This window comes from Variovorax sp. RCC_210 (assembly GCF_041355175.1).
Classification (GTDB): Bacteria; Pseudomonadota; Gammaproteobacteria; order Burkholderiales; family Burkholderiaceae_C; genus Variovorax.
In genome coordinates, this window is the sequence record NZ_JBFUPJ010000003.1 from 158,570 (window position 1) to 174,633 (window position 16,064).

Genomic DNA, 16,064 nt, shown 5'->3' on the forward strand with positions numbered 1-16,064 from the left:
AAAAGAAGAACGAAGAAAACGCCCGCCTAGCGCGACGGCGTGTGCAGCACGGCCGACAGCAGCGTGCGCGTGTACTCGTGCTGCGCATGCGCGAACAGGTCGGCAGGCCGGCCGCGCTCCACGATGCGGCCCTTGAACACCACGCACACCTCGTCGCACAGGTGGTTGACCACCGCGAGGTCGTGGCTGATGAGCAGGTAGCTGATGCCGAACTGCTGCTGCAGGTCCTGCATCAGGTTGAGCACCTGCGCCTGCACCGACACGTCGAGCGCGCTGACCGGCTCGTCGGCGACGATGAGCTTGGGCCGCGTGATGAGCGCGCGCGCAATCGCGATGCGCTGGCGTTGGCCACCCGAGAACTCGTGCGGGTACTTGTCCATGTCGGTGGTGCGCAGGCCGACTGCGGCCAGCGCTTCCGAAGCACGCTCGCGTTGTTCGGCGCGGCTGGTCTCGGCCAGCGCCTCCAGCGGCTCGGCCACGATGCGCGCGACGGTCTGGCGCGGGTCGAGCGAGCCGTACGGGTCCTGGAAAACCATCTGGAAATCGCGCCGCGCGGTGCGCAGCTCGCTCTTCGACAGCGTGTGCAGGTCGCGGCCTTCGAGCGACACGCTGCCCGAGGTGGGCGTGTCGAGCGCCATCACGAGGCGCGCGATGGTCGACTTGCCCGAGCCCGATTCGCCGACGATGCCCACGCTCTGGCCGGCCTGCACGTCGAAGCTGACGCCGTTCAGCGCCTTGACAGTGGGCGGCGGGCCGAAGAGCTTTTCGCGCGGCAGCGCGTAGTGGCGGTAGAGGTTGTTCACGGACAGCAGGGGCTGGCCGGGAGCGAGAGAGTTGATGGAAGGCTGGCTCATGCGGAGAGAACCGAGGTGGTGGCCTTGGCGGCATGGGCCTCCAGCGCGGCGATTTCGCCCAGCCGCAGGCAGCGCACCGTGTGGTCGTTCGGCAGCAGCGTGGCTTGCGGCCGCGTGCTGTGGCACAGCTCGATGGTGTGGGCGCAGCGCCCGGCGAAGGCGCAGCCGCGCGGCATGTCGACCAGCTCGGGCACGCTGCCGCGAATGGTGGGCAGCCGCCCGGCGCGCACGGCGCCCAGCGCGGGGCGCGCCGCGAACAGGCCGCGCGTGTAGGGATGGGCGCGGCCCGCGAAGACCGTGCCGGTCGGCCCGCTCTCCACGGCGCTGCCGCCGTACATCACGAGCATGCGCTGCACGCTGTTGGCGATCACGCCCAGGTCGTGCGAAATCAGGATCAGCGCCATGCCCATCTCCTTGACCAGCCCCTGGATCAGGTCGAGCACCTGCTTCTGGATGGTCACGTCGAGGGCCGTGGTCGGCTCGTCGGCAATCAGCAGGTCGGGGCCGCAGGCCAGCGCCATGGCGATGCCGATGCGCTGGCGTTGCCCGCCGGAGAACTGGTGCGGGTAGGCGTCGAGCCGCGAGGCCGCGTCGGGAATGCCCACGCGGTCGAGCAGGCCCAGCGCCTCCTTGCGCGCCTGCGCCTTGCTGAGCCCGCGGTGCAGTTGCAGCGGCTCGCCGACCTGGCGCGCGATGGTGTGCACCGGGTTCAGCGCCGTCATCGGCTCCTGGAAGATCATGCCGATGCGGTTGCCGCGCACCTGGCACATCTGCTTTTCGGGCAGGCCGACCAGCTCCTGCCCGTCGAGCTTGATGCTGCCGGTGACCTTCGCGCTGGAGGGCAAGAGGCCCATGAGCGACATCACGGTGATCGACTTGCCGCAGCCCGATTCGCCGACGATGCCCAGCGTTTCGCCGCGCTCCAGCGAGAACGAGATGCCGCGCACGGCCTGCGCCGGACCGCGCTGCGTCTGCAGGCCGATCTGGAGGTTGTTGACTTCGAGGAGGGGCATCTTGTTTTCGGGGTCTTAGCGCGCGCGGGCAAGGCGGGGGTCGAGCAGGTCGCGCAGGCCGTCGCCGAGCATGTTCAGGCCGAGCACGGCCAGCGCGATCGCCATGCCGGGGAACACGGCCAGCAGCGGCTGCTGGAACATGAGCGTCTGCGCCTCGCTGAGCATGCGGCCCCATGAAGGCTGCGGCGGCTGCGTGCCCAGGCCCAGGTAAGACAGCGCGGCCTCGGCCAGGATCGCGATGGCGAAGCGGATGGTGATCTGCACGATCAGCACGGCCGAGATGTTCGGCAGCACGTGCTGCATGGTGATGGCGAAGCCGCCCTTGCCGCAGGCGCGCGCGGCGGCCACGTACTCGCGCGACCAGATGGCGTTGGCCGAGGCGCGCGTGATGCGCGCGAAGGTGGGAATGTTGTAGATGCCGATCGCGATGATCGCGTTGACGATGCCCGCGCCGAACACGGCCGTCATCATGATGGCCGAGAGAATGGCCGGGAAGGCGAGCGTGAAGTCCGACAGGCGCATCACCGCTTCCTCGACCCAGCCGCGCTTGGCGGCCGCGAGGAGGCCCAGCGCGGTTCCGACGACCAGGCCGATGCCCACCGCGATCACGCCGACCAAAATGGACGCGCGCGCACCTACCAGCAGCAGCGAAGCGACGTCGCGCCCGAAGGCATCGGTGCCCAGCCAGTGCGAGGCCGACGGCGCCTGCATCTTGTTGTCCATGTCCATCGCGTAGGGCGACCACGGCGTCCACACGAAGGAGACGAGCGCCGCGAGCAGCAGCAGGGCGGCGAGCACGGCGCCGATGACGAAGCTGCGGTGGTGCAGCGCCCGGCGCCAGAAGCCCGGGACCTTGAGCGCGGCGGCGCTCGGTGCGGTGATGGCGTTCATATGTCGCTGGCCTTGATGCGCGGGTCGATCACGGCATACAGCACGTCGACCACGAAGTTCACGATGACCACCATGGCCGCCAGCAGCATCACGCAGTTGCGCACCACGATCAGGTCGCGGTTGCTGATGGCCTGGAAGATGAGGCGGCCCAGCCCTGGCAGGTAGAACACGTTCTCCACCACGATGGTGCCGGCGAGCAGTTCGGAGAATTGCATGCCCATGACGGTGATGACCGGAATCATCGCGTTGCGCAGCACGTGGGTCCACAGCACCATGCGTTGCGACACGCCTTTGGCGCGCGCGGTGCGCACGAAGTCTTCGCGCATCACCTCGAGCACGGCCGAGCGCGTGATGCGGGCAAGGATGGCCGCTTGCACCACGGCCAGCGACAAGGCCGGCAGCAGCAGCGACTTGACGCCCGCGAAGAAGCCTTCGCCCCAGCCCTCGAAGCCGCCAGCGGAGAACCACTGCAGCTTCACCGAGAACACGAGGATCAGCAGGATCGCGAACCAGAAATTGGGAATGGCGATGCCGATCTGCGCCGCGCCCATGAGGCCGACGTCGCCCAGCTTGTTGTGGCGCGCAGCGGCTGTCACGCCGACGAGCAGCGCGATGACGACCGTGAAGGCCATGGCGAGCATGGCGAGCGGCACCGTCAGCGCCAGGCGTTCCAGGATCAGGTCGAGCACGGGCGAGCTGTAGGCATAGCTGTCGCCGAGGTTGCCGGTGAGCAGGCCGCCGATCCAGTGCCAGTAGCGCGTCCATGCCGGCAGGTCGAGGCCCAGCTTGGTGGCCAGTGCGGCCACGGCTTCGGGGGAGGCGTCGGGTCCCATGAGCATCTGCGCGGCATTGCCGGGCAGGATCTCGAGGACGAGGAAGACGATGATCGATGCGCCGACCAGCGTGCCGAGCAATGTCAGCGTGCGCTTCAGCAGGAACAGGCCCATGGTCAGTGACTCCGCTGTGCGTTGGGGTTCGAGGGGCAGGCGTTTTTGATGTTGAGGTTCAGGGCGTGTGAACAGGCCGCCGGGTACTCCCCTCCGCGAATGTCCCCCGGTTTCGCCTCCTTGATTTCGCTGCGGGAAGCACCCGACGCCCTGTTCACCTGGGCACGCTGCGAGTGACCCGCGATCGACGACCGCCACGACCAACGGCCGCGCCCCGAACGACGCGGCTCACGACAAACAGCACAAGCCAAAAAAGGCCTCATGCCGAAATGCATTCGGCAATGGCACGCCCCACGTCCACGGTGTTGGCCGTACCGCCCATGTCCCGCGTGCGCGGACCTTCGCTCAGCACGGTTTCGATGGCCGAGATGACGGCGGCCGAGGCCTGCGCGTACACCGGGTCGTTGTTGCCCAGGTGGTCGAGCATCAGCGCGGCCGACCAGATCTGGCCGATGGGGTTGGCGATGCCCTTGCCCGCGATGTCGGGCGCCGAGCCGTGCACCGGCTCGAACAGCGAGGGGAACTTGCGCTCGGGGTTCAGGTTGGCCGACGGCGCAATGCCGATGGTGCCGGTGCAGGCCGGGCCCAGGTCCGACAGGATGTCGCCGAACAGGTTGGAGGCCACCACCACGTCGAACCAGTCGGGGTGCTGTACGAAGTGCGCGCACAGGATGTCGATGTGGTACTTGCTCGTGGCGATGTCCGGGTGGCGCTTGGCGATTTCCGCGAGGCGCTCGTCCCAGTAGGGCATGGTGATCGAGATGCCGTTCGACTTGGTGGCGGCCACCAGGTTCTTGCGCGGGCGGCGGCTGGCGAGCTCGAACGCGTATTCGATGATGCGGTCCACGCCCACGCGGGTGAACACGGCCTCCTGAATGGCCATTTCGCGCGGCGTGCCTTCGAACAGGCGTCCGCCCACCGAGGTGTATTCGCCTTCGGTGTTTTCGCGCACCACCAGGAAGTCGATGTCGCCGGGCTTGCGGTGCGCCAGCGGGCCGGGCACGCCGGGCATCAGGCGCACGGGGCGCAGGTTGACGTACTGGTCGAAGTCGCGGCGGATCTTGATGAGCAGGCCCCACACCGCGATGTGGTCGGGCACCTTGGCCGGGTCGCCCACGGCGCCGAAGTAGATGGCGTCGTGGCCCTGGATCTTGTCGGCCCAGTCCGCCGGCATCATCAGGCCGGTGCGCACGTAGTGGTCGCTGCCCCAGTCGAAGTGGTCGTACGAAAAGTCGATGCCGAAGCGCCGGCCGACCGCGTCGAGCACGCGCAAACCTTCGGGCATGACCTCGACGCCGATGCCGTCTCCGGGAATGACGGCAATCCTGTGCTTTTTCTGCATTGACTCAACCTGTTCCAAATTCGTTGCGGTGGGGGCGCCTGCGCTCGTGAGACAGGACCAGGCAAAAATTCTAGGATGCGGTCGACAGCAGGCCGATGGGGTTGGCACCCAAGGTGCATTGACAAAATCAGAAGGCTCGCAAGGCCGCTTTCGCTTGATGGCATTGAATTTGTCTGTCACGAAACTGACTTTGACTTCTACAAATTAGAAGGCTGGGAACCCCGGCGTACCGTGGGCTCGGCGGCCTGAGCGGGGGGTTCAGCGCGGGGTTCATGAAGGCTTGCTGAACTCCCCCGCCGCGGCCCGGCGGATACTCCGCCGCGCTTGCAAAGTCCGGCGCACCGTTCGCCGCCCGGAGATCCATGACCCCCCTGACCGTCGCCACCCAGGCCATCGCCCGGCGCGCCAAAGGCTGGCTGCAGCCTTCGCTGCTGCGGCGGCTGCTGCTCGCGCAGATTGGCGTGGTCGCGCTGCTGTGGGGCGCGACGGTGGCGCTGTTCCTGTACGACTCCAACAAGCTGACGGAGCTGGTGCGCTACGACAAGGTCTTTGCGTGCGTCATCGAGGCCGCGCAGCACCTGGCGCACGACCCCGCGCGCCAGCAGGCGACGCTCAAGGCCTTCGACCTGGCGCTGCTCGAGACCTCGGGCGACTTCAGCTCCGAGACCGACAAGGCGCCCGTGATGCAGGTGTGGCAGCGGGGGCGGCTGATCTACAACTCCACCGAGGCCATGCCGGCGATGCAGACCTCGGCGCCGGGGCGCATCGAGAACATCCGCATCGGCCACCGGCTATGGCGCGCGCGCACCATGAGCTCGCCGCTGCTGGACACGCGCGTGCTGCTCGCGGAGCCCGATTTTCTTCGGCTGAACTTCACCATCGAGACGCGCAGCTACTACCTGCTGCCGCTGGGCATCAGCCTGCCGTTCCTGGTGTTTCCGGCGTGGCTGTCGGTGCTGCTGGCGCTGCGCCCATGGCGGCAGGTGACGCAGGAGACCGCCGCGCGCGGCCCGGCCGACCTGTCGCCGCTGTCGTTCGAGCCGCCGCACAAGGAGCTGCAGCCGCTGGTGCGCGGCATCAACGGCCTGCTGCGCAGCCTGCGCGAGCGCAACGCACGCGAGCGCGGGCTGATTGCCGACGCCGCCAACGAACTGCGCACCCCGCTGGACGCCATGCGCGTGAACGTCGAGGCGCTGAAGGCGCAGACCGCCGACCGCGGCCAGCGCGAGCTGATGGCCAACCTGCTGCGCAGCAACGACCGGGCGTCGCGCCTGGTGGGGCAGCTGCAGCAGCTGATGCGCAGCGACGAGATGCCGCAGGACGCCACGCCCGTGGTGCTGGCGTTCGACGTGCTGGTGCGCGAACGCATCGCGCTGATCGACAGCCTGGCGCATGCGCGCGGCATCGCGATCGATTTCGTGCGGCCGGCGGGCGACGCCGATGTGCCTGTGTTCGGCGAGCGCGAGAGCCTGATCTCGATGGTGAGCAACGTGGTGGAAAACGCCGTCAAGTACAGCCCCGACGGGGGCCGGGTGACGGTGCATGTCTTTAGTGAGGCGGGCCAGGCGGTGCTGCGCGTGACGGACCAGGGCCCCGGCATTCCGGCGGCCTTGCGCGAGCGCGTGTTCGACCGCTTCTTTCGCAACCCGGACCAGACGCAGTCGGGCAGCGGGCTGGGGCTGGCGATCGTGCGGGCGGTGCTGCGGGAGCACGGGGGCGAGGTGGCGTTGGAGGATGGGGAGGGGAGCGGTGAGGGGAATGACGAGGGGAACGGTAAGGGAAGAGGTTTGTGCGTGACCGTGCGGCTGCCGTTGTCTGTCGGCTGATGCGGCCTTGCTCGTGCCGCCTTGCGCTCCCTGTGCGCGTGCGTACCATGGCCCGATGCGAACACTCTCACTCCCCACCGGCGGCGAGATGCCGGTCCTGGGCCTCGGCACCTGGCGCATGGGCGAAGACGCGGGCCGCCGCGCGGCCGAGGTCAAGGCCGTGCGCGAGGCCATCGTGCTGGGCTACCGGCTCATCGACACCGCCGAGATGTACGGCGAAGGCGGCGCGGAAAGCGTGCTGGGCCAGGCCATCGGCGAGGCCCTGCGCGCGGGCGACGTGCGGCGCGAAGCGCTCTTCGTCGTCAGCAAGGTCTACCCGCACAACGCCAGCCGCAGCGGCACGCGCGCGGCCTGCGAGCGCAGCCTGCAGCGCCTGGGGCTGGACGCCATCGACCTCTACCTGCTGCACTGGCGCGGCAACCACCCGCTGCGCGACACCGTCGCGGCCATGCAGTCGCTGGTGGCTGAAGGACGCATCGCGCACTGGGGCGTGAGCAACTTCGACACCGACGACATGCAGGAGCTGGCACGCACCGTGGGCGACGGCCCGGGCTGCGCGGCCAACCAGGTCTACCTGTCTTTGGGGGAGCGAGGGCCGGAGTTCGATCTGCTGCCCTGGCAGCGCGAGCGCGAGATGCCGTTGATGGCCTACAGCCCGATCGACCAGGGCGCTCTGGCCGAAGACGACGGGCTGGCGGAACTGGCCGCGCGCCTGGGCGTGACGGCGGCGCAGCTGGCGCTGGCCGCGGTGATCGCGCGGCCCGGGGTGGCGGCGATTCCGAAGGCGGTGCGCAGCGTGCACCTGAAGGAGAACCTGGCCGCGGCCGAATTGAAGCTCGACGCGGCAACGCTGGAAGCGCTGGACCGGCTGCACCCACCGCCACGGCGCAAGAGGCCGCTGGCGATGATCTAGCGAGCGCTCAAGCGAACGACGAGTCCGCGGCGGATGCCCAGCCGCCCATCAATGCGCCTCGGCCTGCTTCGCCGCCGCGATGACCGCCTGCTCGTCGTGCTTCGCCCCGTTCAAAAACAGGTTCAGCAGCACCGCCGCAATCGACGCCAGCAGAATGCCCGACTCGATCAGCGAGTGGATCGCGTGCGGCATCCATTGCTTGAAGTTGGGCGCAATCAGCGGGATCATGCCCACGCCGATCGACACCGCGACGATCATCGCGTTGTGGCGGTTGGTCTTGAAGTCCACGCCCGACAAGATGCGGATGCCCGTGGCGGCCACCATGCCGAACATGACGAGGCCCGCGCCCCCGAGCACCACGGTGGGCAGCGACTCGACCAGCGCCGCCATCTTCGGCAGCAGCCCCAGCACGATGAGGATCACGCCGCCGGCCACGCACACGTAGCGGCTCTTGATGCCGGTAACCGCCACCAGGCCCACGTTCTGCGAGAAGCTGGTGTACGGAAAGGTGTTGAAGATGCCGCCGATGAGCGTGCCCAGGCCGTCGGTGCGCAGGCCGCGGGCCAGGTCCTGCTGGCTGATCTTGCGCTCGGTCATCTCGCCCAGCGCGAGGAACATGCCGGTCGACTCGATCATCACCACGATCATGATGAGCGTCATCGTCAGGATGAGGATGGGGTCGAACTGCGGCATGCCGAAGTGAAAGGGCAGCACAATGTCGACCCACGCGGCCTTGCCCACCTTCTCGTAGGTCATGAGGCCCGTGACCGAAGCCACCACCGCGCCGATGACGATGCCCAGCAGCACCGAGATGTTGGCGACGAAGCCCTTGGCGTACTTGACGATCAGCAGGATCGACACCAGCACCAGCGCGGCCACGCCGAAGCCCGACAGGTCGGCGTACTTGGGGTTGGGCACGGTCGGCATGATGGCGAAGCCCTTGGGCACCGCGGGAATGGAGCTGCCGGGCGACGTCACTTCGGCCAGCCACTTGGCGTACACGGGGTCGACCAGCGCGGGCGCCGTCGGGCCCACCGGGTTGCCGAAGATCCAGTTGATGCCCACGCGCATCAGGCTGATGCCGATGACCGCGATGATGGTGCCGGTGACCACAGGCGGAAAAAAGCGCAGCATGCGGCTCACCAGCGGCGCGATGAGCATCGACACCACGCCCGCGCCGATGATGGCGCCGAACAGCAGCTGCGCGCCGTTCTGCCCGGGGTTGGCGTTGGCCATGGCGACCATGGGCGCGACGGAGGCAAAGGTCACGCCCATCATCACGGGCAGCTTGATGCCGAAGAACTGCGTGGCGCCCAGCGCCTGGATCAGCGTGGCGATGCCGCAGCAGAACAGGTCGGCCGAGATCAGCAGCGCGACCTCGTCGGGCGAGAGCTTGAGCGCGCGCCCCACGATGAGCGGCACCGCGACCGCGCCCGCGTACATGACCAGCACGTGCTGCAGGCCCAGGGCCGCGAGCTTGCCGGTGGGGAGCCGCTGGTCCACCGGATGCACCGTGGGGACAGGGGAAGAAGTGTCGGCCGTCATCGTGTATCTCCAGTCAGAGAGAAGGCGTGGACGGCGCGCTCGGTGCCGCGTCCACACGTCGTGTACGCGAAACTGTATACAGTTTATGGCCACAATCGCTTCAGGAAAACCCGAGGAAGCGTTGCGACCGGTGTCGGCCGCGGAGATGCAAGGATCAGGCCGGCCCCGGGCGCCCCGCTTGCGGCTCGCGCACCGTCAGGCCCGAAGGCGCCTGCTTGGCCTCGTGCTTGGCAATGGCGGCCTGGCCGGCCACGTCTTCCGCATGGCGGAACATGCCCGGCGGGATGCGCACCGCGCCGATGGCCAGCGTGGTGAACGGGGTGAAACGCACCACGCCGTGGCGGTCTTCGCCCTCGATGCCGCCGGCCTGGCGGGCGGCATCGTCGTACAGGTCGCGCGCCTGGCGGTTGAAGTCGTCGATGACGGCGGCGCAGCGCCGCTGCCAGTCGGGGCTCTGGAACAGCATCAGGAAGTCGTCCCCGCCGATGTGGCCCACGAAGTCGCGGTGGGCGTCGGCGTGCCGGGTGGCCGTGCGCGCCAGCAGCAGGATCATTTCGTCGCCGCGCCAGTAGCCGTAGTGGTCGTTGAACACCTTGAAGTTGTTCAGGTCGGCGTAGCAGGCGACAAAGTCGGCCCCGCCGTCGAGCAGCCGCCCGATGTGGATGTTGACGGGAATGTTCCCCGGCAGGAAGGTCAGCGGGTTGGCATGTCGCGCGGCCTCGATGCGCGCCTCGGTCACGGCGCGCACCAGCTGGTCGCCGGTGCCCAGGCCGACGTAGTGCTTCTTCTCGGTGACCACGAAGCCTTCGCTCAGGTAGCGCTGGTCTTCCGACATCAGGATGCCCAGCAGGCTTTCCACGTTGTCTTCCCGCTCCACCACGCGCGGCGACTGGTTGCCGTACGACAGGCAGGGCCGCCTGCCGTGCACCTCGCGGAAGTACATGCGCGCGTAGTCGTTCATGAACGCCTGGCGGTTGATGAGCGCCACCGGCCGGCCCTGGTCAACCACCGCGAGCGCATGCAGCTCGGGGTGCTTCTGGAAGATGGCCGACACCTCGTCGATGGGCGTGTGCGGCGCCAGCGCGGGTGCCTGGATGACCGACAGGCTGCGCAGCACGTGCGGCTGCGAAGGCTGCGTGGCATGCGGCATCACCGCGATGCGCGTGTCGCGGATGAGCTGGGCCACGCTCGCGGGCAGGGCCGGCTGCAGCGTGGGCGCCGGCTGCCCCAGCAGGAAGCCCTGGCCGTGGGCAATGCCCAGGTCGCGCAGCACGCGCAGGTCCTTGGCGTCTTCCACGCCCTCGGCCACCAGCTCGGTGCCCATGGCGTGGCCGAAGGCGACCACCGCGCGTACCAGTTCCACGCTCTGCGGGCAGCTCGCGATGCCGCGCGTGAGCTGCTTGTCGAGCTTCACGAAGTCGGGTTTCAGCTCGCGCCAGCGCCGCAGGTTGGAATGCCCCTCGCCGAAGTCGTCGAGCGCCAGCCGCGCGCCCATGGCGTGCAGCGCCTGCACCGCGCGCGGCAAGGCTTCGGGGTTGCCGTTGGCCGGGTGCTCGGTGAGCTCGACCGTGACGTCGCGCGCCGGAATGTCGTGCTGCGCCAGCAGGCGCGCGAGCCAGCAGGCCGAGCCCACGCCGCCCATGGCCGCGGTGAGCGCGTCGGGGCTCAGGTTGACGAACAGGCGGCCGGGGGCTTTCAGGCGGCCCCACTCGGCCAGCACGATTTCCACGCACTGCAGCTCGAACTCGGTCAGCCTCGACTCGCTGGCCGCCAGCGCCAGCAGCGCCTCGGGGTGGTGCAGCGCCGTGCTGGCGGGGCCGCGAATGAGTGCCTCGTGACCGAAGATCGTGCCCTGCCGCAGGTCCACGATGGGCTGGAAGAAGGGGAGTATGGCGGGGTGCGATGCGTTCGCGTCGCTGGGCCGAGGTTGCCGGGGCATGCTGGGGAGTGGGTTCAACGGTGGCGGTTCCGCGCAAGACTCGTGGCCCATCCGGGGTGCAGCATGACGGGGTTATATGACAGTGGCGGCCTGGGGGGCAGGGCGGCTGGGCGCGGGGCGCTCGCCGCTCAGGCCAGCAGCGCCTTCACCAGGTCGAGCTGCCGGTCGGGCTTGCCGGTTTCCAGCGCCAGGCTGGCCTCGATGCGCAGCAGGTGCTCGTTCATGTGGGCCACGGCGCCTTCCACCTCGCCCTTGCGGCACAGGCGCAGGAACTCGGCGTGCTCGTCCGACGAGCAGTGCGGGTCGTTCGACGAGTGGTACAGCATGGCGATCAGCGAGCTGCGCGCCACCAGCTCGCGCACCAGCTCGGCCAGCGTGTGGTTGCCGGTGGCCTCGGCCAGCGCCACGTGGAAGTCGCCCAGCAGCTTCTCGCGCACCGTGCCCATGGTGGTGGACTGGCGCAGCGCGGTGCGCTCGAACTTGATGTGCTGCTCCAGCGCCTGGTAGTCGCGCGGCCGCGCCGCGGCGATGAACAGGCGCACCACCTCGCTCTCGAGAATGCGGCGCACCGCGAACACCTCGCGCGCTTCTTCCACCGAGGGCTGGCACACGAAGGCGCCCTTGTCGGGAATCATCTCGATGAGCTTGTCCTTCGACAGCATCAGCAGCGCGGCGCGCACCTTGGTGCGGCTCACCGAATACACCCGGCCCAGCGCCTCTTCGCGCAGCCAGGTGCCGGGGGGCAGGCGCTTTTCGACGATTGCCGTGGCAATGTCGTTGGCGATGCTTTCGATGGACGTGTTCCTGTCGGCCGGCGCCCCGGTCTCTGCCGGGGCGGCATCTGCGGGGCCGCCTGGGCCGACGGAACCGGAAGGGAGGGAAGATTTGGAACTTGCGCGGGGCATGCGCGGATTGTGGCCTAGCCCTGGGGCGGCGCGAGCGTGAAGCCCTCCAGCGCACCGATCATCCGCTTGGGCAGCGGCCGGGCGAGCTCGCCGCGCTTGCTGGTGCGCAGCCGCAGCGTGACCAGCGACTCGATCAGCTTGGTGCCCGCCGCCACGCCGTCGATCACCGGCACGCCGAGCACGCTCTCGATGTGCGCGCACAGGTCGGTCATGCCGGCGCAGCCGAGCACGATGCAGTCGGAGCCGTCTTCTTCGAGCGCGCGCCGGCATTCCTCGACGATGCGTTCGCGGGCGTTGGAGCCCGGCTCTTCCAGCTCGAGCACCGGCAGCTCGCAGGCGCGCACGTTGGCGCAGAAGCGCTCCATGCCGTAGATCTCGGCCAGGTGCCAGGCCTGCCCGATGGTGCGGCCCAGCGTGGTCACCACGCTGAAGCGGCTGCCGATCATGCTGGCCAGGTGCATGGCCGCCTCGGCGATGCCCACCACGGGCCCACGCGCGAGCTCGCGCGCCGCCTTCAGGCCCGGGTCGCCGAAGCAGGCGATCACGTAGCCGTCGACACCGTCGCGCTCGCCCGCCGCAATTTCCTGCAGCAGGCCCGGCACGGCCAGCGCCTCGTCGTAGTGGCTCTCGATGGACACCGGCCCCATGGCCGGGCTGACCGCGACGATTTCCGTGCCGGCGTGCGCCACCGCGCGGGCGCAGGCACCGATCTTCTCGGTCATGCTCCAGGTGGTGTTGGGGTTGATGAGCTTGATGCGCACGGGGCGGCCCTTTCTGTTTCAGTTCAAAGCTTGTTGTTGCGGTTCAGCAGCACGTACAGGACGAAGCCCAGGCCCATGCCGATGAACCATGCGTAGTTGGCGGCGCCGCGCAGCGTCGGCACCATCACGCAGAGGATGGGCACCAGCGCGGCCGGCACCAGCGCCATGATCGCCTTCGGGTTGTAGCCGCCGCTGTACCAGTACTCGCCCTTCGGGCTCATGGTGTACAGCGCGTCCACGTCGATGCGCTGCTTGCGCACGATGTAGTAGTCGGCAATCAGGATGCCGAACAGCGGGCCGATGAACGAACCCAGCACGTCCAGCGTGTAGTGGATGACTTCGGGGCTGTTGTAGAGGTTCCATGGCGTGAGAAACACCGAACCCACAGCAGCAATCATGCCGCCCGTGCGCCAGCTGATGTGCTGGGGCGCCACGTTGGAGAAGTCGAAGGCCGGCGAGACGAAGTTGGCCACGATGTTGATGCCGATGGTGGCGATCATGAAGGTCAGCGCGCCCAGCACCACGGCGGTGGTGCTGTCGATCTTGCCCACGGTATGCACCGGGTCGGTGATGAGTTCACCGAAAACAGGCAGCGTGGCCGCCGTGGTGATGACCGTCAGCAGCGAGAAGAAGACGAAGTTGACGGGCAGGCCCCAGAAGTTGCCCTTCTTCACCGCGTCGAAGCTCTTGCCGTAGCGCGAGAAGTCGCCGAAGTTGAGCATCGGGCCGCTGAAGTAGCTCACCACCAGCGCAATGGCCGAGAGCATGACCGGCAGCGCGTCCCAGCCCTGGAACTTGATGCCGCCCAGGTTCAGGTCGATCTTGCTCCAGCCCGCCTTCCACACCAGCCAGCCGCACAGCACCGCCATGACCACGTACACGGCCGGGCCGGCCCAGTCGATGAACTTGCGGATGGCTTCCATGCCGTGCCAGAACACGAAGGCCTGCAGCACCCACATGACCATGAACGCCACCCAGCCCAGCGTCGACAGGCCCACGAAGCCGTGCTGCGCCACGTCGGCGTACGGTGCCAGGCCCGGGAACATGTGCAGCGCCAGCACCATGAAGGCGGCAGACGCGAGGTACGTCTGCACGCCGTACCAGGCCACCGCGATCAGCCCGCGGATGATGGCCGGAATGTTCGCGCCCAGCACGCCGAAAGGCGCGCGGCACACCACCGGGTAGGGCACGCCGGTCACCTGGCTGGGCTTGGCCACCAGGTTGCAGAAGAACTGCACGATCACGATGCCCACCAGCAGCGACACCAGCACTTGCCAGCTCGACAGCCCGAGCGCGAACAGGCTGCCGGCGGTGATGTAGCCGCCCACGCTGTGCACGTCGGACATCCAGAACGCAAAGATGTTGTATTGACCCCAGGTCTGCTTCTTCAGCGGCGCGAGGTCCTCGTTGGTCAGGCGCGGGTGGTAGCCGGGCTTGATGAGGGCGTTCGATTCCGCGTGCGGCGCAATGCCGGCTTCGCTTGCCCCCGCGGGGGCCTGGCTGACGACTGTGCTCATGGTCTTTCCTCGTGCGAGTAGGTAGGGATCGGAACCCGTTTCGACGCGAATTCGGCGCCTTCTTTCGAGTGCGTTATTTGTATACAAAAACTGCACGCAATCAAGACCATTCGGGGAATCATATATCCGTAGATTCCCTGATTGCCGGGCGCCTGAGCAGGCTCGCCACGCTCCCCGCCAACGCTGCCGCCGCCGCTGTCGCCAACCCCCAATGCACCGCGCTGTGCGACGGCAGCAGCCCGAACATCAGGCTCATCAACAGGCTGCCGAGCGTCAACCCGGTGAGTCGCGCGGTGCCTTGCGCGCCGCCGGCCGCGCCGCTGCGCTCCCTGGGCGCGGAGAGCAGCATGTTCTGGTTGTTCGGCGTCTGGAAGAAGCCGAAGCCCAGGCCGGCGAGGCTGGTGAACAAGGCGATCGGCAGGGCGGAGTCGCCGTGCAGCGGCCACAGCGCGCACAGGGCCAGGCCGGCAGCGAAGCAGGCGCTGCCGGCCGCGCACAGCCAGGCGCTCGGCAGGCGCTGGGCCAGGCGCGCCGACAGCGGCGCGGCCAGCATCACCGCCAGGGGCCAGGGCGTCATCAGGAGGCCGGCCGTCACGGCGCTTTGCCCGAGCTCGTGCTGGATGTAGAACGGCAGCGCCACAAGGGCTGCCATCTGGCCGGTGAAGCAGCACACCGAGGCAATGACCGAGATGCGGAACGAATGCACGCGCAGCAGGTCGAGCGGGATCAACGGCGCCGCCTTCGGCAGCTCGCGCCGGACCAGCAACACCAGGCTGGCCACCGACCCCGCGAGCAACGCGCCGCCCTGCAACGGGTGCGCCACGACCCGGTCGGCTCCGAGCACGAAGGCTGCGAACATGCCCGCGTTGAGCGCGATGCTCCATGCATCGATGGGGCGCGCTGAACGCGCCGAGCGCGGCGCGAGCGTCGGGCCGGGCAAGCCCGCGCAGGCCGCGAGCACGAGCAGGCCGATGGGCAGGTTCACCGCGAAGAGCCACGGCCAGCTTGTCGCGGAGAGGATGAAGGCGCCCAGCGTGGGCCCCGCCGCCGAAGCGGCCGCGACGGCGAGCGCGTTCCAGGCGATGGAGCGCGCGAGCAACCGGCGCGGGTAGGTGAAGCGCAACAACGCCAGCCCGAGCGGCATCACCGCCGCGCTGCCCAGGCCCTGCAGGCACCGCGCGGCCACGAGCCACGGCAGCGAAGGCGACAACGCGCACAACACCGACGCCGCGGTGAACAGCGCGACGCCGCCGGCGAACACGCGCCGATATCCGAACCGCTCGCCGACCGCGGAAGCAGGCAACAGGAACATGACCACCGCCAGCTGGTAGGCGGTGACGATCCAGACCGCATCGGCGGGCGCTGCCTGCAACTGCCGGGCGATGCTGGGCAGCGCGATGTTGGCGATGGCGCCGTCGAGCACCACCAGCACGCCCGCGCCCAGGATCGCGGCGACGGCCGCGAAGCGTCGCGGCAACGGCAGGCCGTCGGCGTCGTGCACCGCGTTCGTGCCGTTCGGGGTGGTCCGGGAGATGGGGGAGATGGGAGGAGAAGGGTCAGGTCGAAGCGTGGATGTCAGCATGTTGGGAGTCCTGGAAGGCTGGAAGGAGC

Annotated in this window: 13 protein-coding genes; 2 read left to right on the forward strand and 11 right to left on the reverse strand. The window is 68.6% G+C overall.

The features are described from left to right. Nucleotides 1-26: 26 nt before the first annotated feature. From AB6807_RS12795 to AB6807_RS12815, 5 genes are all read right to left on the reverse strand, one after another. Nucleotides 27-854: an ATP-binding cassette domain-containing protein gene (locus AB6807_RS12795; RefSeq protein ID WP_371084850.1), complete on the reverse strand. Its 828-nt coding sequence runs from the start codon at nucleotides 852-854 to the stop codon at nucleotides 27-29. Continuing rightward, nucleotides 851-1,867 carry an ABC transporter ATP-binding protein gene (locus tag AB6807_RS12800; protein ID WP_371084851.1) on the reverse strand — a complete coding sequence of 339 codons (1,017 nt, stop codon included), beginning with the start codon at nucleotides 1,865-1,867 and terminating at the stop codon, nucleotides 851-853. Before AB6807_RS12800 ends, AB6807_RS12795 begins: the two co-directional genes overlap by 4 nt. 15 nt (nucleotides 1,868-1,882) lie before the next feature. Continuing rightward, nucleotides 1,883-2,758, reverse strand: coding sequence for an ABC transporter permease (locus tag AB6807_RS12805; protein ID WP_371084852.1), 876 nt, complete (start codon nucleotides 2,756-2,758; stop codon nucleotides 1,883-1,885). Beyond that, the gene (locus AB6807_RS12810; protein WP_116912122.1) at nucleotides 2,755-3,705 is read right to left on the reverse strand and encodes an ABC transporter permease; all 951 of its coding nucleotides are present in this window, start codon (nucleotides 3,703-3,705) and stop codon (nucleotides 2,755-2,757) included. The genes AB6807_RS12805 and AB6807_RS12810 overlap by 4 nt, the downstream gene beginning before the upstream one ends. A 259-nt stretch (nucleotides 3,706-3,964) precedes the next feature. Next, nucleotides 3,965-5,047, reverse strand: coding sequence for a tartrate dehydrogenase (locus AB6807_RS12815; protein ID WP_116912121.1), 1,083 nt, complete (start codon nucleotides 5,045-5,047; stop codon nucleotides 3,965-3,967). A 362-nt stretch (nucleotides 5,048-5,409) separates the two neighbouring features. Between AB6807_RS12815 and AB6807_RS12820 the strand changes: the two genes are divergently transcribed. Further along, entirely contained in the window at nucleotides 5,410-6,873 is a 1,464-nt protein-coding gene (locus tag AB6807_RS12820) for a sensor histidine kinase (protein ID WP_371084853.1), read from the forward strand. Between the two features lie 55 nt (nucleotides 6,874-6,928). Beyond that, the gene (locus tag AB6807_RS12825; protein WP_371084854.1) at nucleotides 6,929-7,786 is read left to right on the forward strand and encodes an aldo/keto reductase; all 858 of its coding nucleotides are present in this window, start codon (nucleotides 6,929-6,931) and stop codon (nucleotides 7,784-7,786) included. Between the two features lie 48 nt (nucleotides 7,787-7,834). Here the strand turns inward: AB6807_RS12825 and AB6807_RS12830 are convergent, their stop codons facing one another. The 6 genes from AB6807_RS12830 to AB6807_RS12855 form a co-directional block, all read right to left on the reverse strand. Next, a complete protein-coding gene (locus tag AB6807_RS12830; protein ID WP_116912117.1) occupies nucleotides 7,835-9,331 on the reverse strand; it encodes a nucleobase:cation symporter-2 family protein in 1,497 nt (498 codons plus the stop codon). Between the two features lie 154 nt (nucleotides 9,332-9,485). After that, the gene (locus AB6807_RS12835) at nucleotides 9,486-11,270 is read right to left on the reverse strand and encodes an EAL domain-containing protein (protein WP_371084855.1); all 1,785 of its coding nucleotides are present in this window, start codon (nucleotides 11,268-11,270) and stop codon (nucleotides 9,486-9,488) included. 128 nt (nucleotides 11,271-11,398) lie between these two features. Beyond that, complete coding sequence (locus AB6807_RS12840) at nucleotides 11,399-12,175, reverse strand: GntR family transcriptional regulator (protein WP_371084856.1); 777 nt, start codon at nucleotides 12,173-12,175, stop codon at nucleotides 11,399-11,401. A gap of 14 nt (nucleotides 12,176-12,189) precedes the next feature. Then, a complete protein-coding gene (locus AB6807_RS12845; protein WP_116912114.1) occupies nucleotides 12,190-12,936 on the reverse strand; it encodes an aspartate/glutamate racemase family protein in 747 nt (248 codons plus the stop codon). A gap of 23 nt (nucleotides 12,937-12,959) precedes the next feature. After that, nucleotides 12,960-14,453 (reverse strand): NCS1 family nucleobase:cation symporter-1, encoded by a 1,494-nt coding sequence (locus tag AB6807_RS12850; RefSeq protein WP_116912113.1) that lies wholly within the window; start codon nucleotides 14,451-14,453, stop codon nucleotides 12,960-12,962. 118 nt (nucleotides 14,454-14,571) lie between these two features. Beyond that, nucleotides 14,572-16,035 carry an MFS transporter gene (locus AB6807_RS12855; RefSeq protein WP_371084857.1) on the reverse strand — a complete coding sequence of 488 codons (1,464 nt, stop codon included), beginning with the start codon at nucleotides 16,033-16,035 and terminating at the stop codon, nucleotides 14,572-14,574. Nucleotides 16,036-16,064 lie beyond the last annotated feature (29 nt).

Excerpts from the sequence above, each read along its gene's own strand:
- AB6807_RS12805 (WP_371084852.1), bottom strand. The coding sequence starts at position 2,758 with ATGAACGCCATCACCGCACCGAGCGCCGCCGCGCTCAAGGTCCCGGGC.
- AB6807_RS12800 (WP_371084851.1), bottom strand. The coding sequence starts at position 1,867 with ATGCCCCTCCTCGAAGTCAACAACCTCCAGATCGGCCTGCAGACGCAG.
- AB6807_RS12855 (WP_371084857.1), bottom strand. The coding sequence starts at position 16,035 with ATGCTGACATCCACGCTTCGACCTGACCCTTCTCCTCCCATCTCCCCC.
- AB6807_RS12850 (WP_116912113.1), bottom strand. The coding sequence starts at position 14,453 with ATGAGCACAGTCGTCAGCCAGGCCCCCGCGGGGGCAAGCGAAGCCGGC.
- AB6807_RS12825 (WP_371084854.1), top strand. The coding sequence starts at position 6,929 with ATGCGAACACTCTCACTCCCCACCGGCGGCGAGATGCCGGTCCTGGGC.
- AB6807_RS12840 (WP_371084856.1), bottom strand. The coding sequence starts at position 12,175 with ATGCCCCGCGCAAGTTCCAAATCTTCCCTCCCTTCCGGTTCCGTCGGC.
- AB6807_RS12810 (WP_116912122.1), bottom strand. The coding sequence starts at position 3,705 with ATGGGCCTGTTCCTGCTGAAGCGCACGCTGACATTGCTCGGCACGCTG.
- AB6807_RS12815 (WP_116912121.1), bottom strand. The coding sequence starts at position 5,047 with ATGCAGAAAAAGCACAGGATTGCCGTCATTCCCGGAGACGGCATCGGC.
- AB6807_RS12795 (WP_371084850.1), bottom strand. The coding sequence starts at position 854 with ATGAGCCAGCCTTCCATCAACTCTCTCGCTCCCGGCCAGCCCCTGCTG.
- AB6807_RS12835 (WP_371084855.1), bottom strand. The coding sequence starts at position 11,270 with ATGCCCCGGCAACCTCGGCCCAGCGACGCGAACGCATCGCACCCCGCC.
- AB6807_RS12820 (WP_371084853.1), top strand. The coding sequence starts at position 5,410 with ATGACCCCCCTGACCGTCGCCACCCAGGCCATCGCCCGGCGCGCCAAA.
- AB6807_RS12830 (WP_116912117.1), bottom strand. The coding sequence starts at position 9,331 with ATGACGGCCGACACTTCTTCCCCTGTCCCCACGGTGCATCCGGTGGAC.